General features: G+C 58.6%; 26 protein-coding genes, 1 tRNA gene and 1 pseudogene. 8 read left to right on the plus strand and 20 right to left on the minus strand.

The genetic code is table 11. The features are described 5' to 3' along the window. Positions 1-54: 54 nt before the first annotated feature. The gene (locus GSM73_RS14490; protein ID WP_047228249.1) at positions 55-1,353 is read right to left on the minus strand and encodes an SLC13 family permease; all 1,299 of its coding nucleotides are present in this window, start codon (positions 1,351-1,353) and stop codon (positions 55-57) included. A gap of 34 nt (positions 1,354-1,387) precedes the next feature. Beyond that, on the minus strand, positions 1,388-2,212 hold the full coding sequence (locus GSM73_RS14495) for an amidohydrolase (protein ID WP_076386584.1): 825 nt from the start codon (positions 2,210-2,212) through the stop codon (positions 1,388-1,390). 167 nt (positions 2,213-2,379) lie between these two features. Here GSM73_RS14495 and GSM73_RS14500 point away from each other — a divergent pair, with 167 nt between their 5' ends. Beyond that, positions 2,380-3,117 carry a GntR family transcriptional regulator gene (locus tag GSM73_RS14500; protein ID WP_160893037.1) on the plus strand — a complete coding sequence of 246 codons (738 nt, stop codon included), beginning with the start codon at positions 2,380-2,382 and terminating at the stop codon, positions 3,115-3,117. Positions 3,118-3,173: 56 nt separating this feature from the next. Here the strand turns inward: GSM73_RS14500 and GSM73_RS14505 are convergent, their stop codons facing one another. The 4 genes and pseudogenes from GSM73_RS14505 to GSM73_RS28095 form a co-directional block, all read right to left on the minus strand. Beyond that, the gene (locus GSM73_RS14505) at positions 3,174-3,539 is read right to left on the minus strand and encodes a VOC family protein (protein ID WP_047228247.1); all 366 of its coding nucleotides are present in this window, start codon (positions 3,537-3,539) and stop codon (positions 3,174-3,176) included. Between the two features lie 105 nt (positions 3,540-3,644). Further along, positions 3,645-4,046 (minus strand): PaaI family thioesterase, encoded by a 402-nt coding sequence (locus tag GSM73_RS14510; RefSeq protein ID WP_047228246.1) that lies wholly within the window; start codon positions 4,044-4,046, stop codon positions 3,645-3,647. A 75-nt stretch (positions 4,047-4,121) separates the two neighbouring features. Further along, positions 4,122-4,697 carry a GNAT family N-acetyltransferase gene (locus tag GSM73_RS27355; protein WP_076386582.1) on the minus strand — a complete coding sequence of 192 codons (576 nt, stop codon included), beginning with the start codon at positions 4,695-4,697 and terminating at the stop codon, positions 4,122-4,124. 48 nt (positions 4,698-4,745) lie between these two features. Next, positions 4,746-5,177, minus strand: a pseudogene (locus GSM73_RS28095) (GNAT family N-acetyltransferase); the annotation flags it as partial. Positions 5,178-5,314: 137 nt separating this feature from the next. Between GSM73_RS28095 and GSM73_RS14520 the strand changes: the two are divergent. The 3 genes from GSM73_RS14520 (at position 5,315) to GSM73_RS14530 (ending at position 7,492) form a co-directional block, all read left to right on the plus strand. Then, entirely contained in the window at positions 5,315-5,665 is a 351-nt protein-coding gene (locus tag GSM73_RS14520) for a hypothetical protein (protein WP_047228245.1), read from the plus strand. Then, a complete protein-coding gene (locus GSM73_RS14525; protein WP_306110015.1) occupies positions 5,658-6,245 on the plus strand; it encodes a GNAT family N-acetyltransferase in 588 nt (195 codons plus the stop codon). Before GSM73_RS14520 ends, GSM73_RS14525 begins: the two co-directional genes overlap by 8 nt. A 179-nt stretch (positions 6,246-6,424) precedes the next feature. Next, complete coding sequence (locus GSM73_RS14530) at positions 6,425-7,492, plus strand: alpha/beta fold hydrolase (protein WP_160893044.1); 1,068 nt, start codon at positions 6,425-6,427, stop codon at positions 7,490-7,492. A gap of 77 nt (positions 7,493-7,569) precedes the next feature. On the opposite strand, the gene GSM73_RS14535 is transcribed toward GSM73_RS14530, so the two are convergent. Further along, entirely contained in the window at positions 7,570-8,070 is a 501-nt protein-coding gene (locus GSM73_RS14535) for a nuclear transport factor 2 family protein (protein WP_230682628.1), read from the minus strand. Between the two features lie 280 nt (positions 8,071-8,350). After that, positions 8,351-8,440, minus strand: a tRNA-Ser gene (locus tag GSM73_RS14540). Between the two features lie 307 nt (positions 8,441-8,747). Between GSM73_RS14540 and GSM73_RS14545 the strand changes: the two genes are divergently transcribed. From GSM73_RS14545 to GSM73_RS14555, 3 genes are all read left to right on the plus strand, one after another. Next, on the plus strand, positions 8,748-9,437 hold the full coding sequence (locus GSM73_RS14545; protein ID WP_047228241.1) for a crotonase/enoyl-CoA hydratase family protein: 690 nt from the start codon (positions 8,748-8,750) through the stop codon (positions 9,435-9,437). Positions 9,438-9,651: 214 nt separating this feature from the next. Continuing rightward, a complete protein-coding gene (locus GSM73_RS14550; protein ID WP_076383849.1) occupies positions 9,652-10,374 on the plus strand; it encodes a 1-acyl-sn-glycerol-3-phosphate acyltransferase in 723 nt (240 codons plus the stop codon). A gap of 214 nt (positions 10,375-10,588) precedes the next feature. Next, entirely contained in the window at positions 10,589-11,560 is a 972-nt protein-coding gene (locus GSM73_RS14555; protein ID WP_047228239.1) for a magnesium and cobalt transport protein CorA, read from the plus strand. Positions 11,561-11,659: 99 nt separating this feature from the next. Here the strand turns inward: GSM73_RS14555 and GSM73_RS14560 are convergent, their stop codons facing one another. The 3 genes from GSM73_RS14560 to GSM73_RS14570 form a co-directional block, all read right to left on the minus strand. Then, complete coding sequence (locus GSM73_RS14560; RefSeq protein WP_047228238.1) at positions 11,660-12,394, minus strand: amidotransferase; 735 nt, start codon at positions 12,392-12,394, stop codon at positions 11,660-11,662. Positions 12,395-12,484: 90 nt separating this feature from the next. Beyond that, positions 12,485-14,629: a 3-hydroxyacyl-CoA dehydrogenase NAD-binding domain-containing protein gene (locus GSM73_RS14565; RefSeq protein ID WP_160893046.1), complete on the minus strand. Its 2,145-nt coding sequence runs from the start codon at positions 14,627-14,629 to the stop codon at positions 12,485-12,487. A 25-nt stretch (positions 14,630-14,654) separates the two neighbouring features. Then, a complete protein-coding gene (locus GSM73_RS14570; protein WP_107322031.1) occupies positions 14,655-15,860 on the minus strand; it encodes an acetyl-CoA C-acetyltransferase in 1,206 nt (401 codons plus the stop codon). A 617-nt stretch (positions 15,861-16,477) separates the two neighbouring features. Here GSM73_RS14570 and GSM73_RS14575 point away from each other — a divergent pair. Further along, a complete protein-coding gene (locus GSM73_RS14575; RefSeq protein WP_160893048.1) occupies positions 16,478-17,290 on the plus strand; it encodes a cytochrome c in 813 nt (270 codons plus the stop codon). Between the two features lie 95 nt (positions 17,291-17,385). On the opposite strand, the gene GSM73_RS14580 is transcribed toward GSM73_RS14575, so the two are convergent. The 9 genes from GSM73_RS14580 to GSM73_RS14620 form a co-directional block, all read right to left on the minus strand. After that, positions 17,386-17,727, minus strand: coding sequence for a ribonuclease E inhibitor RraB (locus GSM73_RS14580; protein ID WP_047228234.1), 342 nt, complete (start codon positions 17,725-17,727; stop codon positions 17,386-17,388). A gap of 201 nt (positions 17,728-17,928) precedes the next feature. Then, positions 17,929-18,165, minus strand: a complete 237-nt coding sequence (locus GSM73_RS14585; RefSeq protein ID WP_047228233.1) for a hypothetical protein — start codon at positions 18,163-18,165, stop codon at positions 17,929-17,931. A 138-nt stretch (positions 18,166-18,303) separates the two neighbouring features. After that, entirely contained in the window at positions 18,304-18,912 is a 609-nt protein-coding gene (locus GSM73_RS14590; RefSeq protein ID WP_160893050.1) for an START domain-containing protein, read from the minus strand. Between the two features lie 37 nt (positions 18,913-18,949). Further along, a complete protein-coding gene (locus GSM73_RS14595; RefSeq protein ID WP_107322029.1) occupies positions 18,950-19,204 on the minus strand; it encodes a YkgJ family cysteine cluster protein in 255 nt (84 codons plus the stop codon). Positions 19,205-19,341: 137 nt separating this feature from the next. Further along, complete coding sequence (locus tag GSM73_RS14600; RefSeq protein ID WP_076383845.1) at positions 19,342-19,818, minus strand: translation initiation factor 2; 477 nt, start codon at positions 19,816-19,818, stop codon at positions 19,342-19,344. Positions 19,819-19,907: 89 nt separating this feature from the next. Next, complete coding sequence (locus tag GSM73_RS14605) at positions 19,908-21,347, minus strand: PLP-dependent aminotransferase family protein (protein WP_160893052.1); 1,440 nt, start codon at positions 21,345-21,347, stop codon at positions 19,908-19,910. A 201-nt stretch (positions 21,348-21,548) separates the two neighbouring features. Next, positions 21,549-22,358, minus strand: a complete 810-nt coding sequence (locus GSM73_RS14610) for an OmpA family protein (RefSeq protein WP_047228228.1) — start codon at positions 22,356-22,358, stop codon at positions 21,549-21,551. Next, positions 22,355-22,714, minus strand: coding sequence for a DUF4398 domain-containing protein (locus GSM73_RS14615; protein ID WP_047228227.1), 360 nt, complete (start codon positions 22,712-22,714; stop codon positions 22,355-22,357). The genes GSM73_RS14610 and GSM73_RS14615 overlap by 4 nt, the downstream gene beginning before the upstream one ends. A gap of 9 nt (positions 22,715-22,723) precedes the next feature. After that, the coding region (locus tag GSM73_RS14620) for an ABC transporter substrate-binding protein (protein WP_256676917.1) at positions 22,724-23,441 on the minus strand (718 nt) is incomplete at its 5' end.

Below are 23,441 nucleotides of genomic sequence, written 5' to 3' on the forward strand. Positions count from 1 at the left end.
TCCCACGCAGAGCGTGGGAACGATCAACTTCCCAGACCTACCAAAACGAACTCTTCAGATAAAAGTCAGCGCAAGGTTAAACAGCATGGCCGCGACGAAGCCGATGGGCGCGGCACGCAGCAGCAATTGGGGAAACAGCCGGGTTCGGCTCTGCTCATCGGCGCAGGAGCTCAGGATCAGGCTGCCGCCGGAGGAGAACGGCGAGATAGAGGTGGCTTGGGCGCCAACCACGATGCTGATGAACAGCACCATGGGGTCGATCGACATGGCGGCGGCCAGCGGCGGCACCATGGGGAACAGCGCGGGTGTAACCACTCCCAAGGTGCTGGCGAAAATCGACATCAGCGCAGCGACGACACCGAACACCAGGGCTACCAGCACCGGTGGGATATTGCCGCCAATCCACGATGCCAAAGCGTCGATAGCGCCGGCCTTGATCGCCACCGAAATCAGCATGCCCACACCACAAATCATGATCAGCGTGCCCCAAGGCAGCGAGGCGATGGCTTTGCGCTCGTCGCCCAGCTTGAGCACCAGCGCAATCACCGAGAACACGCTGGCGATCAGGCCAATGTCCACCTTCGAGTTGACGAACGTCACCGTAGCATTGTCCGGGAACAGGATGTGCGCGATAGGACCGGCCAACACAATCAGCATCATCAGCAAGGTCAGCCACAAGGTGATTTTCTGCTCACGGTTGAGCGGGCTCGGCGTCTCGATCGCGACCGCCGCGCTCTTCAGCGCACGGCCGTGGCCGGCGAAGAATACGAACGCAGTGATGACCACCAGCGGAATGACCATGGTGCTGGCAAAGATCGCCAGGCCATTGATGAAGGCTTCACTTTCAGGAACACCCAGGCCGGTCATCAGGCCTCGGAAAATGATACCGCTCTGGCTGGACACGAAGTTGGCACCGCCCAGGGCCCCGTAGTTCACCGCCATGCCACCGAGTATCAGGCTCATGCCCGTGCGCTGGCACAGCAGCAGCGTCAGCGGGGCCATGAAAGCGAGCACCGTGTAGTAACCCGCGCCGAGCCCGGCAATCAGGCAAGCGGTCAGGAACACCGCATAAGGCAGCAGGTGCGGCACGTTACGACAGAGATAGAGCAAGTGTTCGGCCAGTTTCTCCAGCGTGCCGTTGACGATGGCGAAGCTGTAGAACAGGCAGACCGAGAAGATGATGAAGAAAATCTTCAGCGGCCACATGGCGATGATTTCGGAAGGACTCAAGCCCATGCCGAAACAGCCCAGTAGATAGGCAAAGGCGATGGCGAACAGGCCGATGTTGATTTTGGTGGTGTATCCCAGCGCGACAGCAAGAACGATCGCGGCGACGACGTACAGGCTCATCATGATGTGTGTTCCGTATTATTTTGTTATGGGGAGTTCAACGCGTCGACGCAGCAAAGCCGAACAGGGTTGTGGGGTTATCCACCAACACCTGCCGGCGCTCCACCGGGTCGGGAAACAAGGCATGCACAAAGGCCAATTGCGCGTCATAGCCGGTGCGCGACTCGAACTGGGTATGGGGCCAATCGCTGCCCCAGACAAAACGATCGATACCGCCACATGCCTGGCGCAATTGCGCCAACACGCAAGCCGCGCGGGGCAGGTCTGACTGACTGCGATAGGCGGCAGACAACTTGACCCACAGCCGGTCCTCGCCGAGCAAGGCCAGGAAGCCCTGATGAGCGAGGTTACTCGGGTCGATACCGTTGGACGGAAGACCGAAGTGATCCACGACCACCGTGACGCCGCTCGCCAGAACGAACGGTACAACCAGGACCAAGGCGTCGAAGCCGCACTGGATTTCAACCTGCCAGCCAAGTCGGGCCAGTCGCTGGTAAAACGTCTGCCAGCGTGCATCGATGTAGTCCTGCGGCGCCTTGCCGATCAGATTCAAGCGAATGCCTACCACGCCAGCCTTGGCCAAAGCTTGGAGCTGTGCATCCTCGATGTCCGGTTCGACCACCGCGATGCCTCGCAAACGTTGCGGATAACGTTGCAGGGCCTCGACCATGAAACGGTTGTCGGTTCCCAGGAAGCTCGGCTGGATGAGCACGCCCTGGGCAAGGCTGCAGCGATCCAGATGCCCCAGATAGTGCTCGGCCAAGGCGTCGTAATCAGGGCTGTAGCGACGATCACTCGCCATGGGCAAGTCATGTCGGAATATGTGGGCGTGAGTATCTATGCCTTCGAACGACAGGGACATCAGGAAGCTGCCTTTGTTGATTTTTTGTGGGAGCCCGCCAGGCATGTAAGGTGATTACAGACCTGAAATTCATATAGATGACTGGATGACCATATCTATAAACAACCATCCCTGTCAACGCGCCCAGTGAGGTAAAGTGGCGCATTGCTTGGATTTGGATTGACGGTATGGCCCTTACACACCTTGGACATGACGAGCGACTGCCGCTCTATCAACGACTGCGTGAAGAGATGCTGGCGAAAATCGCCGCAGGCGAATGGCTGCCCGGTGAAGCCATTCCCACCGAGGCAGAACTGACCCGCCACTACGGCGTTGCGGTAGGCACGGTACGCAAAGCGGTGGAAACGCTGGTCGGGGAAGGGTTACTGCTGCGCGTCCAGGGCCGTGGCACGTTCGTGCGCCGACCCAACTTCGACGGTTCACTGTTTCGTTTCTTTCGACAGGTCGATGCCAGCGGTCAATCGCAAGTGCCGCAAAGCCGCATCCTGAGTCGCACCCAGGAGACCCCGGACGCCCACGTGCGCCAGGCGCTGAATCTGACCGAGCACGACGCCTCCATCCGCCTGGAGCGCCTGCGCCTCATGAACGGCCGGCCGCTGTTCCACGAGCAGATCTGGCTACCGGCCGCTCAATTCGGCGCCCTGCTCGACACCGACCTGAACGACTTCGGCACCCTGCTCTACCCCTTCTACGAAGAACGCTGCGGCATGCGCGTCGCATCAGCCCGGGAAACCCTCACCGTCACCTCGGCCGATGAGCCACTGGCCGCCACGCTGGGAGTCAGCGCCGGCAGCCCAGTGGTGGTAGTCGAACGGGTGGCCCTGGGTTACGACCGTCAACCCCTGGAATACCGACTGTCGCGCGGCGCAGCCGACACTTTTCGCTATCAGGTGGAGATTTGCTGAGTTTCGCGCGTCCACGACAACAAAATCATCGCCATTGGCGTGCATTTTGTGAAAGTTCAGCGGCATGCAAACGCTCTACTGGAAATAGAGATGGTGTTGCCATCAGGGTCTTTGGCATTGGCGAATGAATAGCCGTCGGCCTTGTGGGTGGCGCCAAACTTCAAGCCTTGGGCCATGCACTTCTCCTTGAAGCCCTCAACATCCCGGGTATCAAAAACCAGCTTGACTGTGACTTGTCCCGTTTTAACGCTCTTCCCTGCCGCATGAACCATCAGAATCGCGCCACCGTTTGCAGGCCTCAATTCCGTGACGCGATCATCGGCATGCTTTTCACTGACAAAGCCGAAATGTTGCTCATAAAAAGAGCAGGTTGCCAGGACGTCCCGTACGTACAGCATGATTCGATTAAGTGTCGGTTCCATGTGTTCTTCCTTGATACTGCTGACGGTGAAACTAAGCACGCTGTGCATCATCGCAGCGGGGCTTGGATGCAAAGCTCGACGTTTGTAGTGCGTCTCCAGATGCTTTCAACCAACCACAAGAAAAGACGCACTGGCTCGTACCACGCGCTCCTCTCCAGCGCTTATATAGGTATTGGCGAAAACCAGTCGGCTACCGGACTTTTGAATATCGACAGCCGCCTCCAACCAATCACCGACCTTAGCGGAGCCTGCGAAATCAGTGGTCATTGTGGTCGTCACGAGCTTGAGGGGCGGATCTTTCGAGAAGGCAGCGCTGTAGCCCAAAGCAATGTCAGCCAGCGCCATGAACAACCCTCCGTGAGCGAGTCCACGCGCATTGGTGTGTTTCTCCTCGACCCGAATCCCAACGGTGAATCCTTCGGCGTTTTCCCGATAGTAGAAAGGGCCCAGTAGATCAAGAAAAGGACTGCTCCGAAATAACGGTTTGAAATCCTGTGGAATATCCATTTTTTTCACTCCTTTACCCTGTAGGCATATTCAGGTCCGGCGACTGTAATTAATGGTCGTCAAAAGCGACCAGACTCATTGCTCCCTGCTCAATGGCCCCAAAGCCGCTTTTTTCTCGAGCCATGCTTCCCGCGTCATTTCCCAAACTTCCTTTAGCAAGGGCCCACAGACAAAATCGCCCTGCCGTGTTGCAATCATGCGCATGCCTTCGTGTTCCGAAACTTTACGCGAAGCATGATTGCCCACCGCCTTGGGAACTTGCATGACGGGACGCCCCAGGGTTTCAAACCAATAGGCGTTGATAACCTCACAGGCCTCGCGCATGTAGCCCTTTCCCTGCCATTGAGGCGCCAGCCAAAAGCCTCGGTTGTTGCCCGGTTGATCGTACAGGCTGATGCTACCGATGCAATGCGCCGGATCTTCGCAAGTGCGGATCATCCAATGCCACTCGCGCCCGGCCGCAATGGCGGGAAGCGCATGGTCGCGAACGTACGTCAGCGCGCCGTCTTCCGGATAGGGCCATGGCACGCGACTGTCGAGATAACGCACCACTTCCCAATGAGGAAACAGCTGTTGGATAGCTGGTGCATCGGCCAGTTGTAAAGGCGTGAGGATAAGACGGCGGGTCTGAATCGTGGGGGTGGTTTCCATCATGGATTTACGCATGATGATCGTGCGTTCAGCACCGTCAAATTCGTCACGTACCTTCTGAAATCCCAGCTCTGTGTAAAAGCTCTCTGCCGTGATGGAGGATGGCACATGCAAAGTGACCAGACCCATGTCGAGAGCGGCTGAACAAATGACCGACATTAGCCGTCTGCCAAGGCCTGCTCTTTGATACCGCGGCGCTACAAAAACACTTCTGATCACATCTCCATCGAGGCTGGCAGTCGCGACGACACGCTGATCGACAGATGCCACATACATCCGACGCCGCACCATCAATCGCTCAATCGCCAGTGGAGAAAAGTTCTGCTCTACCCGGACGATTACATCGGCCGGATAATCTTTCGTATTGGACTGACGCAGAGCGCTGATCACAACGTTGCTTATTGCTTGCGCGTCCTCGACTGTTGCGAGGCGAATGTAGGCATCCATTTCAAGTTCTCGCTCCGGGTGATCAGTGATCATAGACGCATGACAATGGACAGAAACCACGACAGAAAGATAGTTTCAAGACGTCCAGGCCGAAGGCTGAACCACGGATGCTATTGCCGATTACTCAAACGAACACGCCCAGCCTTGCCATCAACAAAAAGAGTCAAAGCATGAAAACCGCTGACCCCAATCGCCTGAAAATCTGGCAAGCCCTTTCATCACTGTTTCTCGACACCGAGATCGACGAATTAACCTACGACTACATCGCTCGCGTGATCCTTGAAACCGGCTATTCACCTAAGGTAATCCACAGCATCCTATGGAATGAAGTGTTCCCGGTCCTGGAAGCCAACCTCAGGTCCGTCGCAGGCGAATGGGCGGGATGGACGGATGAGTGGCTGCTGGAGCAGCTCACGATAAATGATCAACTCGAGGTCCGAAAACCCAGCGGCAGTATTGCCGTGGAGATCGCCAGATGCTGGAACCATGTGGCGACCCGGCTTCCACCGGGATATGCCTGATCCCGGTTTTTATCCGGCCCCTCGCGCGCCCAGGATGCCGCACTCGGCAGGCAACAATCTCACACTGATCAACGTCTTTCGGCAAAATGATAGAGCACGAAATAATGCCCCTCACACCCATTCGCTTGTCACCTTGGTCCCCGCTCAAAACAGCGACCTGGACGATCTGGTAGCCGTCAGAATCGAAGCCATGCGCGAAAGTCTTGAGCGTGTCGGGCGATTTGATCCCGTGCGCGCACGCGAGCGATTTCTAGGCGGTTTTAAACCAGACTGCACACGCCACATCGTGGTAACAGGACAGAGGGTGGGGTTCGTAGTCATCAAACGTCACGGCAATGAACTCTTGCTTGACCACTTGTACGTGCGCCCTGACGCGCAGGGATCAGGAATAGGCTCTGCTGTTCTCAGCCAAATATTCAAAGAGGCGGATGCCGCTGCGCTGCCATTACGAGTGGGCGCTCTCAAAGAAAGCGCGTCGAATCGCTTCTACATCCGCCACGGTTTCCAACTCATCGAAAGCGGCGAGTTCGACAATTATTATCTGCGACAGAATGGTCCTGCAGCTGGCCAAAATCGTTAGCCACCGACAATCTTACTGCGATGTATCCTCGTGTATCCCGAGGATACATCGCTACATAACCTTGCACTTTTACCTCCCATTCGACACAGCCCGGATACGTTGCCCCGTTCAAATGCACCCAAGGCTTCAAGGGCATCAACCAGAGCCCCTGACCCATGGCTCGCAATGGAGGCATCACCATGAAAACGGCACTGCAGCACAGCAAAACCGGTAAAACCCATCGCCGCCTGCTCGGCTCATCCATCCTCGCTCTCAGTCTGTTCGGCGCGCTCGGGGTAGCCCACGGGCAATCCACCAGCGCCGCGCAGCCAACCGCGAACAAGTCCGGCGTCACGCATACAACGCCCTCCCCATTCGGTGCGCTGAAGCATATCAAGGCCGGTCTGCTGGACGTGGCGTACGCCGAAACCGGCCCCGCCGATGGGCCGGTGGTGATTCTGTTGCACGGCTGGCCGTACGACATTCATAGCTATGACGAAGTCGCGCCCTTGCTGGCAGCGAAGGGATACCGCGTGCTGATGCCGTATGCCCGGGGCTACGGCGATACGCATTTCCTGTCCGAAAAAACGCTTCGCAACGGTCAACCAGCCGCGCTGGCCAGTGACGTGATCGACTTCATGGATGCGCTGAAAATCAAGCAAGCCGTGCTCGGTGGCTACGATTGGGGCGCACGTTCGGCGGACATCGTCGCGGCCCTGTGGCCGGAGCGCGTCAAGGCGCTGGTCGCGGTCAGCGGCTATCTGATCGGCAACCAGGCCGCCGGTCAGAACCCGCTGCCACCCAAGGCCGAGTTGCAATGGTGGTATCAGTTTTATTTCGCCACCGACCGTGGCCGCGCCGGGTACGAGAAAAATACCCACGACTTCGCCAAGTTGATCTGGCAACTGGCGTCGCCCAAATGGGCATTCGATGACGCCACCTTCGACCGCAGCGCCAAGGCGCTGGAAAACCCCGACCACGTCGAGATCACCGTATTCAACTACCGTTGGCGTCTCGGTTTGGTCCAGGGCGAGACCCGATACGACGCGCTGGAACAGAAACTGGCGACGGCGCCCTCCATCAGCGTGCCGACCATCACCCTTGAAGGCGATGCCAACGGCGCGCCGCACCCAGCTCCCGAGGATTACGCCAAGCGCTTCACCGGCAAGTACGAGTTCCGGTTGATCAGCGGCGGCATCGGCCACAACTTGCCGCAGGAAGATCCGCAAGCGTTTGCCAAGGCTGTGATTGATGCGGATCATCTTTGATAGCCAGCCCCTTGCCTTGATAACACCGGCATAAAAAAACGGCTCGTTTATTCAACGAGCCGTCTTTTTGCGGGCTATTACCGAACAGGATCAACCCGACGCATAAGGTCATTCAACACGTAGGTGTCCAGAAAGGCTGTTACCTCTGTGATCTGGCCATCCTTGAGTGTCATGTGCCACAGGTAAGTGTTGTTGTAGGGCTTGCGGTCAAGGGCCATGGCCTCTCCCTTCCAGAGAACCACCACGACATCGCCCTCAGCCACAATGCTTTGCACGGTAGGGGAAATGGGCGTTGCCAGCCGAGCGGTGATCGGTCGTACGGCTCGTTCGATTAAATCCGTCTTGCTGTTATACACACCAGAAACCGGACTTGATCCAGATACGGTCCACGTTGCGTCGGGCGCCAGCAGATCGAAAACCGTGCCTTGGCCTTGTTGCCAGTTGGTAAATGCTTGGCGCACCAGGTCGGTATTGATGTTTTGGTCAGCGGCTTGCGACGCTGAAACCGTGTTCGTTGAAAGCACCAAACACAGCGCGACAGCCTGAAGGCGCACAGCCAAACTCATCCATGGGGTCATGATCTTTCTCTCACAACAATACGTTGATAGGAACCTCTTCAAGAGGAACCTTAACGGCATGGGCTCGGAAGCTTTTGCTCGATACTGCTGTGAGATTGCCCGATGCTGTTTGGTGGAACGGCGTGGGCACCTGAGCCTGGCTCCTATGCGGGGTTGCCGCCAGCACGCGGGGAGTCGCCCGCCGGTCCCATATCGTTCCCATATCACCCTTTTCCAGACACCAAAAACCACAAACCCCCGACTTTCTCTAGGAAAATCAGGGGTTTGTGTTTGCAGAATGTGGCGGTGAAGGAGAGATTCGAACTCTCGATACAGTTTCCTGTATACACACTTTCCAGGCGTGCTCCTTAAGCCACTCGGACACTTCACCGTGTCTCGGCAAACTGTTCAGTCTGTCGAGGCGCGCTAATGTAGTCGAAAGCTTTTCCGATGGCAAAGGTTTTTTTCAGAATTTTCATGCGGTTAAGGTGGTCGGGCATTTCAAACGCGTCCGGGCATGGCAAACCGGCCAATCTTCGGGTTTGTGTGTGCAGTGTTCCATGGAGCAAGGCGCGGGCGATGGGGCGGTCAGGCGGTTTGTCGGGGCTGGGGGCTGACCGGTGAGTCAGTCACAGCGCTTTACCTGGCCTGCGGCGGTGGGTAACGTCTGCGTCACTTCTCTTACAAGGAATAGCGCCATGAGCGACCTGATTGCCTACCATCTCGAAGACGGTATCGCGACCCTGACCTTGAACAACGGCAAGGTCAATGCCATCTCGCCGGATGTGATTGCCGCGTTCAACACTGCGCTGGATCAGGCTGTGACGGATCGGGCGGTGGTGATCATTACCGGGCAACCGGGGATTCTGTCCGGTGGTTATGATTTGAAGGTGATGACCGCCGGTCCCAAGGAAGCGGTGAGTCTGGTCACGGCCGGCTCGACCCTGGCCCGTCGCCTGTTGTCGCACCCCTTCCCCGTCGTTGTCGCGTGCCCAGGGCATGCGGTGGCCAAGGGAGCGTTCCTGCTGCTGTCGGCGGATTATCGCATCGGTGTCGATGGACCGTTCAGCATTGGCCTGAACGAAGTGCAGATCGGCATGACCATGCACCACGCCGGTATCGAGCTGGCCCGCGATCGCCTGCGCAAATCCGCGTTTCATCGCTCGGTGATCAATGGCGAGATGTTCAACCCGCAGAGCGCGGTGGACGCCGGCTTCCTCGACAAGGTGGTGTCGACCGATGAGCTGCAGGGTGCGGCGCTGGAGGCCGCGCGTCAGTTGAAGAAAATCAACATGACCGCCCACAAGAACACCAAGCTGAAAGTGCGCAAGGCCCTGCTGGAGACGCTGGACAGTGCAATCCTGCTGGATCAGGAGCACATGGGTTAACTTGCCTCAGCGCAAAACGAAAAGCCCGACCGCTGTGTCGGGCTTTTTCTTACATGCTCCGTTTAAAAACCGACAACCGCTCTAGCCTGCTTCTGACACGCTAATCGGAAACATGCGCTCAAACATCGCCCATCTCCTACCTCTATAGCGGCAATTGCCGAAAACAGTGCACATCCGTACACTGCGCCACCTTTTGTCCCGACGGGGCCTGTAGATGCTGTTTTTATTGCGTATGTTGTTGATGGGTGTGCATTTTGTGCTGGCGGGTGTGCTCGGGGTGATCCTGGGGTTGTGTCGGCCGTTCAATCCAGACAACAGCCGTTTATGCGCCAGGTTGTATGCGTGGCCCGCCATGTGCATTTTGCGTCTGCGGGTGAAAGCCGAGGTCGACACGCTGGTAAACAAGTCCCAGAGCTGCGTGATCATTGCCAACCACCAGTCCAACTATGACCTGTTCGTGTTCGGTAACGTGGTGCCCTACCGCACCGTGTGCATCGGTAAGAAGAGCCTGAAGTGGGTGCCGTTGTTCGGGCAATTGTTCTGGCTGGCGGGCAATGTGCTGATTGACCGGGGTAACGCGATCAAGGCGCGCCAGTCGATGTTGACCACCACTCACACGTTGCAGCATGAGGACACATCGATCTGGGTATTCCCGGAAGGCACGCGCAATCTTGGCGAGGATCTGCTGCCCTTCAAGAAAGGCGCGTTCCAGATGGCGATCGCCGCCGGGGTACCGATTGTTCCGGTGTGCGTCAGCAGCTACATCAAGCACATGCGCCTCAATCGCTGGCGAGGCGGCGACATCCTCATACGCTCGCTACCGGCCATTCCCACGGCGGGGTTGAGCCTGGATGACATGCCCCAGCTCATCGCCCAGTGCCGTGAGCAAATGCGCGAGTGCATCGCGGTAATGGACCGGCAGGTGCAGGCTGTTTAACGAGCCTGTTAAACAATAGCCAGCCGGGCACATAACCCTGTGGCGAGGGGGTTTATCCCCTCACCACAAAAACCCGCACGATTCTGATTCCACCTGTAGGGCATTTGACTCTACCGGCGAACTCGGTGGATTTTGCTGACTCTCAAGCAGCAGGGCACACTAAGCTACAGATTGCCTGCCACTGCCATTTTCCAAGAAGAAGTGAACCACCATCATGGGTAGAGTCGTTGCTGCTGCGGTTTACAGCGCCGGTAAGAAAGTCACCAACATCACCCTCGACGAAGGCAGCGCCTGGGCAGCCAAACCGGGCCACTTTGTATGGATCGGCCTGGAAGAGCCCAGTGCCCAGGAACTGACCAACCTGCAACGTCAATTCAACCTGCATGAATTGGCGATTGAAGACGCGATGGAGAAGCACAGTCGCCCCAAGTTGGAGACCTTTGGCGATGCACTGTTTATCGTCACGTATTCGCCGGTGCGCAAGGACGGCAAGCTACAGTTCATCGAGACTCATATCTTCGCCGGCAACGGCTACATCATCACCGCCCGCAATGGCCACTCGGCGTCCTACGCCCACGTGCGACAACGCTGTGAGGCGCGGCCTATTCTGCTGGAGCACGGGGAAGATTTCGTTCTCTATGCCATCCTGGATTTCGTCATTGAAAATTACCAGCCGGTGGGTGAAGCCATTCACGCCGAGATCGATGAACTGGAGCGCAACGTACTGTGCAGCTCCCTGAACGAGCGGGATATTCAGAACTTGCACAGCTTGCGCCGTGACGTATTACGCCTGCGCCGTTATGCAGCACCGATGGTGGAAATCAGCGAAGAACTGCAAAGACTGGACTTTCCCTTCATCGACAAAAACATGAGCCCGTACTTCCGCGATGTGCAGATTCACGTCACGCGGCAGATGGAAGACCTGGCGACTCTGGCGGACATCGCCAGCCAGACCATTGAAGTCGGCGTGCTGCTCGAAGCGTCGCGCCAGAGCGTGGTGCAGCGCAAGTTCGCGGCGTGGGCGGCGATCCTGGCGTTCCCCACGGCGGTAGCCGGAATCTATGGGATGAACTTCGAGAACATGCCGGAGTTGACCTGGCACTACGGGTACTTTCTGGTGCTGGGGTTTATCGCGGTGGGCTGTACCGCGTTGTGGGGGAGCTTCAAGCGCTCGGGGTGGTTGTAAGCGCGCTTGTAGGCGGTTGAGGCTGGCGTGACATTCATCGCGAGCAGGCTCGCTCCCACACTTGATTACCTGTCTATCAAGTGTGGGGGCGATGGTGTTTTAGTCTTGGGCCGCTGCGGTTTCAGGCTTGTGCGCGACGAAACGCATCATCCATTCAGCCACCGTGGTGCCGTGATGCGCCTGTTCAAGACTGGCCATGCCTTGGCGGTAGATCTGCTCGCCAAGGTGTTGCTGGCGGATCTCCAGCAGCGCCCGGGAATAATCGTGGATGAATTCCGGGTGGCCCTGGAAGCACAGCACCTGATCGTTGATGTGGTAGGCGGCGAACGGGCAAAAATCGCTGGACGCGATCACCGTGGCGTTTTCCGGCAGCTCGGTGACCTGGTCCTGGTGACTGATCAGCAGGGTCAGCTCTTCCATCACCGGGCTCATCCATGGCGCCTTGGCCGCGAGCTTGTAGCGGTGGGTGCCCACGCCCCAGCCTTGAGTGGCGCGCTCGGCCTTGCCGCCCAGCAACAGCGCCAGCAGTTGATGACCGAAGCACACGCCCAGCAACTTGTCGCCTCGCTGGTAGCGATCCAGCAAGAAGGTCTTGAGGGTTTGAATCCAGGGGTCGGTGCCGAAGGAGTCGGCTTTGCTGCCGGTTACCAGGTAAGCGTCGAACGACTCATCATCGTTGGGGTATTGCCCCTGCATCACGTTGTACACAATGAACTCAGCCGCGACGGGCTGTTGTGAAAACAGGCGCTGGAACATCTGCCCGTAACCCTGATATTGGTCGATCAGTTCCGGACGCAGGGTATCGGTTTCCAAAATGCAGATGCGCAGCGACATAAAAAATACCTGACACGATGATGGGAATATTGCACACCCCCTGAGCGTGCCTTGAAATACCGTCCCAAGGCAAGCCCCTCCCCCTGTCAGTCAGAACAGTTCTTGCCTGGCGGCTTTCTCCAGCAACAAGGCCGGTGGTGAAAATCGCTCGCCATACTGCTCGGCCAGATATTGAGCGCGGGCGACAAAATCCCGCAGGCCGTACTGGTTGATGAACTGCAACGCACCGCCGGTCCAGGCGGCGAAACCGATACCGAAAATCGAGCCGACGTTGGCGTCCGCCGTGGAGGTGAGCACGCCCTCCTCTACGCAGCGCACGGTTTCCAGGGCCTGGATGAACAGCAGGCGATCGCGGATATCCTGAGGCGAAATCTGCCCGTCGGCTTTCTCGAAACGATGCTTGAGCTCCGGCCACAGGTGTTTCTGCCCGTCGGCCGGATACTCGTAGAAACCGGCCCCGGCGGCTTTACCTGGCCGCTTGTATTCGTTGAGCAGCAGGTCAATCACGGCGAACGCCGGGTGCTCGATCGGCGTTTGCCCTTCCGCTTGCAGGTCTTTGGCGGTTTGCGCGCGGATATGGCTCATCAGGCTGAGGGAAACTTCGTCAGAGATCGCCAGAGGCCCTACCGGCATCCCGGCCTTGCGCGCCTCGGTCTCGATCATCGGCGCACTCACGCCCTCACCCAGCATGGCGATGCCTTCGTTGGTAAAGGTGCCGAATACCCGAGAGGTGAAGAAACCACGACTGTCGTTGACCACGATCGGCGTCTTGTTGATTTGCAGAACGAAATCGAAAGCTCGTGCCAGGGTCTCGCCGCTGGTACGGGCGCCCCTGATGATTTCCACCAGAGGCATTTTCTCCACCGGGCTGAAGAAATGCAGGCCGATGAACTTCGTCTGATCCGGTACAGCCGTCGCCAGACCGGTGATGGGCAGGGTCGAGGTGTTGGAGGCGAGCACCGCGTCCGCCCCAACAACCGCTTGGGCAGCGGCTGTGACGCTGGCTTTCAGGGCGCGATCCTCAAACACCGCCTCAATGACCAGATCGCAACCGGCCAGGTCCGCGTCGCTGTCAGTGGTTTGAATCCGCGCCAGCGTGGCTTCGCACTGCTCGACGGTGAGCTGCCCGCGGGCGACCTTCTTATCCAGCAGCGCCGCCGTACGGGCCTTGCCTTTCTCGGCGGCGGCAAGGCTGACGTCCTTGAGCACCACCGCAATCCCGGCCATGGCGCTGACGTAGGCGATACCAGCCCCCATCATGCCAGCGCCGAGCACCCCGACTTTTTGAGTCAGATAAGGTGCAAAGCCCTGCGGGCGCGAACCGCCGGCCTTGATTTCGTTGAGCTGGAACCAGAAAGTGCCGATCAGGTTCTTGGCCACCTGGCCAGTGGTCAGCTCAGTGAAGTAGCGGGTTTCGATCACGTGGGCGGTGTCGAAATCCACCTGGGCACCTTCCACTGCCGCGCAGAGAATTTTCTCCGGCGCGGGCAGGCAACCCTGGGTTTTGTTGCGCAGGATGGAAGGTGCTATCGCCAGCATTTGCGCGACTTTCGGGTGAGACGGCGTGCCACCCGGGATCTGATAGCCTTTCGCATCCCAAGGTTGGACCACGCTGGGGTTGGCGAGAATCCAGGCCCTGGACTTGCTCAGCAGGTCCTCGCGATCCACCGCCAGCTCATCGATCAGACCGGCCTGCAGTGCCTGTTGCGGGCGCACCTTCTTGCCCTCGAGCAAATATGGCAAGGCTTTCTCCAAGCCAAGCAACCGCACCATCCGCACCACCCCGCCGCCACCTGGCAACAGGCCGAGGGTGACTTCCGGCAAGCCAATCTGCACCGACGGGTGATCCAGCGCCACACGATGATGGCAAGCCAGGCAGATTTCCCAGCCGCCGCCCAGGGCCGCGCCATTGATGGCCGCCACCACCGGTTTTCCCAGGGTTTCCAGGGCACGCAGTTGCGCCTTGAGCCCGAGCACCATTTCATAGAATGCCTTGGCTTGGGGTTTACCGACCTTGACCAGTTCGTTGAGGTCGCCGCCAGCGAAGAAGGTCTTCTTGGCCGAGGTAATGATCACCCCGGCAATCGAGTCTTTTTCGGCGGTCAACCGAGCGACGCAGGCAGCCATGGCCTCGCGGTACGTCGCATTCATGGTGTTGGCGCTCTGGCCTGGCATGTCCAGGGTCAGGACGACGATCCGGTCCTGGCCGGTTTCGTAACGGATGGCATCGCTCATGAAAAGTATTCCTTGAAGTCGGGGCTCAGAGACGTTCGATAACGGTGGCAATGCCCATGCCGCCGCCGACACACAGCGTCGCCAGGCCATAGCGCAGGTGACGCGCCTCTAACTCATCGAGCAAGGTGCCGAGAATTGCGCAGCCTGTAGCCCCCAAGGGATGCCCCATGGCGATGGAGCCGCCGTTGACGTTGACCTTGGCGGGGTCGATGGCCATGTCCTTGATGAACTTGAGCACCACTGAGGCGAACGCTTCGTTGACTTCGAACAGGTCGATGTCCTCCACCCGCAGCCCAGCCTTGACCAGAGCCTTGCGGGTAGCCGGCGCCGGGCCGGTGAGCATGATGGTCGGATCGGTGCTGGTGACAGCCGTGGCGACGATCCGCGCCCGCGGTTGCAGCCCCAGCGCCTGCCCCTTGGCTTCGGAACCGATCAGCATCAGCGCCGCCCCATCAACGATGCCGGAACTGTTGCCCGGCGTGTGGACATGATTGATCCGTTCCACATGGCTGTAGACCCGCAGCGCCGTAGCGTCGAAGCCCATCTGGCCCATGGCTTCGAAACTCGGCTTGAGCTTGCCCAGGCCCTCCAGAGTCGAGTCCGCACGGATGAATTCGTCGTGATCCAGCAGCACGATGCCATTCTGGTCCCGCACCGCCACCAGGGATTTGTTGAACGAACCGTCGGCCCGGGCCCGGGCGGCCTTTTGCTGGGAGTGCAGCGCGAAAGCATCGACGTCCTCGCGGCTGAAGCCCTCCAGGGTTGCGATCAGGTCAGCACCGATGCCCTGAGGTGTGAAGTGGCCCTGCAGGTTGGATTGAGGATCCAGCGCCCAAGCGCCGCCGTCGCTGCCCATGGGCACGCGAGACATGGATTCGACACCTCCGGCCACCACCAGATCCTCGAACCCGGAGCGCACTTTCATCGCCGCCAGGTTTACCGCTTCCAGGCCCGAGGCGCAGAACCGGTTGAGCTGCACACCTGCCACGCTGACATCCCAATCGGCGATCAGCGCGGCGGTCTTGGCGATGTCGGCGCCCTGATCACCTATCGGCGTCACGCAACCGAGCACGATATCGTCAACCTGACTGGTGTCCAGGCCCATGCGCTGCTGCAGGGCGGTGAGCAGGCCGCCCACCAGGTTCACCGGCTTGACGCTGTGCAAAGCGCCATCGGCCTTGCCCTTGCCACGGGGGGTGCGTAATGCGTCAAAAATCAAAGCTTCGGTCATGACATCCTCAAACCACTGGGACAATGCAATGGCTCCAACCATAAGCCCAGCGGCCCGAGATTCAATGACCGCAGTGCTCAACGACGTTGACGGCCACGCTCAGACGAACGGTAGCATGCTATCGGGTTAACCGATTCAGGTGAGCAAAGTGTCTAGCAAAAGGGCCTTCACGAAGGTGGCACTAGGCCTCATACCACTTTAAGAGCGGACGGCAGCAAACTAATACGAATTGGATCTAAGCCAAGGCGGCTGCGGCCCCTAATGTAATCCTTGTACAAGATAGTCGTCGGGTTTTGCCGAGGCGCTTGTCAGACAGGAAGTGCAACGCCAGCCGTCAGGAGATATGCAGGCTGGCCTCAGGAAATAACAAAAAAGGCGGGTCAGCCATGTTCAAACATTCGAAAGTTCGCCAAGCCGGACTCATTCTCTTCGCCACGACGCTGCTGTTGATTGTGCCGAATATCACCAAGGTGATCGGCTGAATCCGGCGCGCGGGTGCCTGTACCATCGGCAAGCGGTAGCGCTTGTATCATCAAAAAATGTGACGAGTTCGTTGTTCGAGTCGCGGTGGCTGTGCCAACCTTTGCGGCACTCCCTCGACATGGAAGACGACCCTCGTGAAAGTTCTCATTGTGTTCGGCGCGCTGCTGCTCAGCACGCCCTTGTTTGCCGCGCAGCTGGTGCTGGAGCTGGGCACGACTGCCCGCACCTGGCAGACCGAAGAACTGCTCCAGCATCCTGAAGCCCGAACGATCCAGATCGCTGAAGACGTTTCCTACAAAAAGCCGATGAATTATCGCGCCGTGCCGCTGACAGCGCTGTTGACTGGCGTCGAGCCCGACGACCATCTCCAGGCCGTGGCGCTGGACGGATTTGCCGCCGAATTGCCCGCGGCACCGTTACTCAACACAAACGGCGCGCGAGCCTGGCTGGCGATCGAAGACCCGGCCCACCCCTGGCCTCCACTGGGTGAAGGCAAGGGCAGCGCCGGGCCCTTCTATCTGGTCTGGACCAACCCCCAGGCAGGCCACATCAGCCCCGAACAATGGCCTTACGCGGTGGCGACGATCAAGCGCCTGTCAGCGGTAGCCGAGCGCTTCCCTGCCCTGCTGCCAGCGCCCACGGTGACTCAGGCTGACCCGGTCTATAAGGGCTTTGAACTGTTCCAGAAAAACTGCCTGGCTTGCCATCGGCTCAACGGCGCAGGCGACGCGCAGTTTGGCCCGGACCTGAACATCCCCTTCAATCCTACCGAGTACTTTTCCGGGGATTTCCTCAAGCGCTATATCCGCGACCCACAAAGCCTGCGTCGCTGGCCCCAAGGGAAGATGCCGGCGTTCTCGGCCACGGTGCTGCCGGATGCGGAGCTGGATCTGCTGGTGGGGTATCTCAAGCACATGGCGGGGCGTAAACAGCCGTTGGCCCCATGAAGTCGGTTTTGTGCCTGAAGTAATCTGGTGGGAGCACACCTATGAAAACGGCCGACACATGGGTCAGCCGTTGCTCGGGTTGCGTGAATGAACGGTCAGGCGTGCAGGCGCCGTATTTCCTGTTTGACACCCCAACCCTCGATGATGCCACCCAAAGGCTCCACCACCGCCTCGAAGTTTTGTTCGAAGTCTCCAATGTCATCGTAGGTGGCGTACATCACCCGGCTCAACTCCAATGACCAGGCGCCGTCATCCCGTGCGCTGATCTGTGCATTCAATGACTCACCCCGAAATTGACCTGCCGCCCTGCGCGCCCGCTCCTCATCCGGGAAAATGGCGTAGAACTCGATGGGATGGAATTGTGAGAAATCGAAACCGCCTTCTTTCATGCGGCGAAGCACACTGGTGCTGATGTCTTCTTGATAGGCTGTGCTCATGAAACGTCCTCCTCAAACCGATGGATAGACTTTCCGTCTTCCCGTGCGGGCAACCCTTGGGTTGCAGCGATACGGCATCAAATTACCGTCGGGACACAAGCATGTAGCTGACAAGACCGGACCTAAGCGATCCTTTCGCTGATCTCAATTGCAGAGTAGCTGCAAGTAGTGGTCACTGCCAAGCGGGGCCAGGCAGTGACTTCATGAAATCGGTGTAATGCTGATGATTTCGATACTGTGCTGGGATTTGAGATTCTTGACCGTAGGGTCTGCGGTGCGGCCCTCCAGGTCATTGAGATCAAGCTTGGCGGGTACGGGGAGCAGCTTTTGGCGAATCAACTGCGCAGCCTGCTCCATCGTGGGCTCCTGTTCATAGTCGAACCGCTCGGCGATGGCTTCGCCGTGATCATCAACGAAAGTGATTTCCCACTTTTGCATCGGTGTCTCCTCGATCAATTCAGGGCCTGGCTTACCTCTATCTCGACATTCAGGGCTGAACAATCGTTCCGCTCAGTCGTTGGACGGCTGCCATAAAAAAAACCGCCTCACGGGCGGTTTTTCATGCAGCGTCGGCGATTATTTCTCGGCACGTGCTTTCAAGGCTTTCAACGTATTGAACGGCGCATCCACCACGAACTTGTTGGCCAGCCAGGAAGGAACATCGCCACCTGGTTCGGTGTGGACCTGATAGATCACTTCGACCTGACCGGCGTCCTTTGGCGTGAATTTCCAGAAGCCTTCAACTTGAGTGACCCGCACAAAACCCTTTTTTTCAGGCCGGTAGGTTGGCACGCCCTTGAGGTTGCGGGTCAGGCTGCCATCGGCACCTTTGACGGTGGTCACTTGCAACACCGAGTCCCGCGGGGTAACCGGCCAGGGCGTGTTGAACTGGGTGTAGGTCCAGCTCTGGTCCCCTTCATGCTTGAGCAGCTCCTGGCTCTTGCATTCGTGAATCCAGGCACAGGCAGCCGAAACGTCTTCCTGAAGCGCTTGCAGCTTGGCCATGGTGGTTTTCATGACGGTCACGCCTTGGTAGGCCTTGTACTTGGAACCGGCCACTTCACTGAGGGAAACCTTGATGCCATCCTCTTCCTTGACGACTTTCCAGTCTTCTGCCTGGGCGGTAGCCGTTGCCAGCAGCACGGTCAAACCACACAACACAGCCATACGATGCAGCGAACCCATAGTTTTTTCCTTGTTATCGAAGTTCCGAACTGGCCCATTACGCTGCCGTGATTTGCTCCCACCAACCGATCAGCCGGATGGCGTCTTCAGAGCTGTTGCCGCAGACCTCGATGTCGGCCTCGAACGCCGAGCACACCCTCGGTCGCTCCGGCTGGCCGAAGATCTGGCACAGGTTATCGACTGACAGCTGCACGCAACGTTCGCCCGCCGGCTTGCCGTGGGGCATGCCAGGAATCGGCGAACTGATGGAAGGGGCGATGCAGCAGGCGCCACAGCCTTCGCGGCATTTCATGACGACAACATCCTCACGACAAGTAATGATTGGTAACAGAACACAGAGTAACGGCTAAAACACTCGTTTTAAATTACCGTCCGTGTGTTTTTTCTTGTACGCCAGGATGACCCTACAGTCAGCGACGAGAGGAAGGATTACTGCTTGAATTCGAAATCCAGCGCCGCGCCTTCGACTTCATTGCGCTCTTGATTGCGCAACGGCAGCTGCATTTCATTGCTCAACAAACGGCCATTGAGTTGGAACGGGCCCGGCTTTTCCCCAAACATGGAGGGCAGCAAAGGCTCATGCTTGGGTAACGGCACCGCACCCGGAGGTTGCAGATCCTCGACCATGTCTTGAGGCAGGCTCAAATCCAGCTTGGCCGGCGGTAACCGGGTTTTGGCGACCTCGCGGGCAGATTGACTCTTGGAGGCGACAGGGGCCCGTTTTTTCTTCGCTACCGCAGCTTTTTTAGCCGGCGCTTTTTTAACAACTGCCGGTTTTTTCTTCGAGGCGCTTTTAGTGGCACTGGCGGCCGGTTTCTCCTGCGCCGACGCAGCCACGACACCTTCCGAATGGAAGGCAGTCAACAGGCCGATCAAAACCCAGGCGGCAGGAGCAATGGCTTTCATAGACACTACGGCACTTACGGCAGAGATCCCCATGCTCGCCTGTTACTCAGCCGCTGACAAGCACATCAGGCAGGAGCCGCCAGTTTCTATCAAAAACCGCTGGCGGTCTCCTGGAACAGTTGGGTGGCCAGCAGGCCTAGCGTCATCAAGGCCCGTTCAGCTTCGCGGTTCCAAGGCGTACCGCAATTGAGGCGGATGCAATGGTTGAACTGTTCGGTGTTACTGAAAATCAGCCCTGGTGCAATGCTGATACCTTGCTGCAACGCCCGTACATGCAACTCCTGGGTGTTGACCCGCCCCGGCAGACTGACCCACAGAATGAAGCCTCCATTAGGCCGGCTCATTTGCGTACCTTCGGGAAAGTATTGCTGCACTGCCAACTGAAAGGCACTGAGGTTTTTGCGGTACTCCTGGCGGATATAACGCAAGTGCCGATCATAGCCGCCATTTTCCAGGTACGCCGCGATGCCCATCTGCGTGACGCTGCATGCCGAGTGCGTGCTGAAGGTCTGGAGCCGTTGGATTTCCTGCTGGAATTTACCGGCAATCATCCAACCAATGCGCACGCCCGGTGACAACGTCTTGGAAAAACTCGAACAGTAAATGACTCGGTCCAACCGGTCATAGGCCTTGAGCGCCTTGGTGCGTCCCTGCTCGAACATCAACTCGCCATAAATATCGTCTTCAACGATCTGGATGTCGAAATCCGAGGCCAGGCGCAACAGTTGCTTTTGCCGCTCCTCGGGCATCGTCCCACCGAGGGGATTGCTCAAGCGCGTGGTCAGCACCAGCGCCTTGATCGACCACTGATTGGCCGCCAGTTGCAGGGCTTCCAGGCTCATGCCGGTGACCGGGTCGCTGGGAATCTCGATGACCTTGAGGCCCAGCAGATCCGCCAGTTGCAGCAAGCCGTAGTAGGTCGGCGACTCGGCGGCGATCAGGTCTCCTGGCCGGGTCAGCACCCGCAAGGACATTTGCAGCGCATCCACGCAACCGTGAGTGATCACCACCTCGGAGGGATCCACCACGACCCCGGCATCGCGCATGCGAATCGCCACTTGGCGGCGCAAGGGTTCGAAGCCCGGGCTGAACATGTAGCTGAACGCCCGCGGGCTGTGGAAGCGCGTGACCTTGGCCAGTTGCTGGTGCAGCGCTCGTACAGGCAGGTAGTCGACGCTCGGCACCGCCGCGCCCAGGGGAAATACCCCTTCGCGGCGCGACTCAACCAACACTTGCTGGATGATGCTGCTGCGCGTGACCAGCCCCGGACGCTCGACCCGCGCGATGTCCGGTGTCGGCGCCGTCAGGGCCGGGGTTTGATGCACGTAGTAACCGGACTGCGGCCGCGCACGGATCAGCCCCTGATCTTCAAGGTTGGCGTAGGCCTGCAGCACCGTCGCATGGCTGACGTTGAGCTGCGAGCTCATCTTGCGCACCGAAGGCACACGTTCGCCGGGCTGATACACACCGCGCCGGATGTCTTCAGCCAGTTGTTGGGCAATACGTTGATAGAGCAAGAGGTTGGTCATGACGCAGCACTCGATTTCACGGGCATTTTATTTTTGTGAGAGATAGTACCGGAACAGTTTATAAGTGTACTGGGACAGTTGCCAGATTACCCGACCCTAGAGGGCAGTGACAGCCCCCAACTGTACTCATGAATCACTGATTCGCAGGCCCAAAAAAACCCGGCGCCTCTGAAGGGGCCGGGTTTTCCAGCAACGCAGCCCTTAGCGGGCGGCGCCGAGCTGGCCTTTCTCGTCGGAGAACACAATTTCAACCCGACGGTTCTGTGCCCGACCACGCTCGGAAGCGTTGACGTCGACCGGGAACTCATCACCGTAGCCTTCGACCTGAATGCGCTTTTCGTCGATCCCCAGGTCCACCAGCACGTCCGCCACCGCCTGGGCCCGGCTATGGGACAGCTTGAGGTTTTCCTGCTTGCCGCCGGTGCTGTCGGTGTAACCTTCGATACGCACCACACGCTTGGGGTTGAGCTGCAAGAATTGCACGATCTTGAGCACCACCCGGTTTGCCGAGTTCTTCAACTGCGCCTGGCCGGTGTCGAACAGCACGTCACCGAGCGTCATCACCAGGCCGCGATCGGTCTGGGTGGTGGCCATCGCCATGATCTGCTCTTCAAGCCACTTGCCCTGTTGCTGGACACTCAGCAACTTGGACTCGCGCAGGGCCAATTGCAGGCGCTGGCGCTCCAGTTCGAGCTTCGCCGCGCGCTCTTCATTGAGCACCTGATTGCTGTGCTCACGGGCAATCTCACTGTAACGCTGGCTCAGATAGGCGTAATGCAGCACATCCTCGCTGCTGCCCCAGTAGCTGGACAAGCGATCGGCCCGGGCCAGGGATTCACCGGCGCGGATGACATCCTTTGGCGCGGCTCGCAATACGTTGGAGTCTTCCTTGACCTTCTGGAAGTCGGCACCTGCCTTTTCCAGCGCCACTTCGCTGCGCTGACCCGCGCAACCGTACAAGCTGGCCAGGCCCGCGAGAATCAGGCCGCCAAATACTTGGGACTGCTTCATTGGGCATCATCTCTCAACTGTTTGCGCAAGCGCTCGATGCGGGTGTTAAGCACGTTCAGGTGTTCCTCGCCCTTGAGGGTCAGCACCTTCGCTTCGGCCAGGCGTGCATCCAGTTCGGCTTGCTCAGCGCGCATGCGGGCCTTCTTGAACGACTCGTCGGCCATGTTGGACTGGGCGCGGGCGAACTTTTCTTCGGCGAGTTTCAACTCGGGCACTTCTTCGGATGTGGCGCCCACGGCGCGGGCTTGCTCCAGCGCCTGTTCAGTCAGGCGAATCTGTTCATTCGGCGCCGGATCGGCTGCGCAACCCGCCAGAGCCAGTACGGCCAGGGCAGCGAAAAGAGGTCGAATAGTCACTAATGTTCCCTACTGTTTTGGGGCACCAACAGGTGGCTGCAACTGTGTTTTCCAACGCTCGATATTGCGCTGCAACACAGCCTCCGTCAGGCCGGACGCGGCCAATTCTGTCATCTTTTGCGCCAGCTGTCCGCGCAACCATGGGTCATTGCAGGCGGAGTTATGGGAAACCGCGAGGAACAGCCCCGGGGTATCCACTGGTTGCGGCGCGGCCTGCAGGTCATTGGCCATGCCCAATGTCTGGGCCATCGCCAGGCCCGAGTAACGCCCTGCCAGGACATACTCCACCTCCCCCAGCAGCAGTTTCTGAAAGGCTTCAGTCAGGTTGGGGGTACGGGTCAGGGACAATTGCTGCTCGGCAAATACGCCAAATGCCTGGGTCATTCGCGCCTTTTGCGACAATGCCCCGGGATGACCATGAAGGTCCTCGGGCTGAGCGATCACCAATGTCGAATCCTTGCGGGTCCACACCAGGTAATCGTTATTCAGCAAGGGCGGATGAACATAGTCCAGGGTTTCAAGCTCGCTGATGGTCAGCGCGGCGTCGACGAGCAGGTCCATGCGTCCGCTGCGCACTTCGTCCAGGGCCTGAGCACGCTTGCCGGCATAGAGCAATTCGATCTTGATCCCCAGCTCCGTCGCCACTTGCGCCAGCAGGTCGGCGCTGGCGCCGATCAGGTGTTTGGGATCCTGGGGGTCTTGCCACAGGTAGGGCGGCGCATCCGGG

It is taken from the genome of Pseudomonas sp. PICF6 (assembly GCF_009831705.1).
Classification (GTDB): domain Bacteria; phylum Pseudomonadota; class Gammaproteobacteria; order Pseudomonadales; family Pseudomonadaceae; genus Aquipseudomonas; species Aquipseudomonas rhizophila.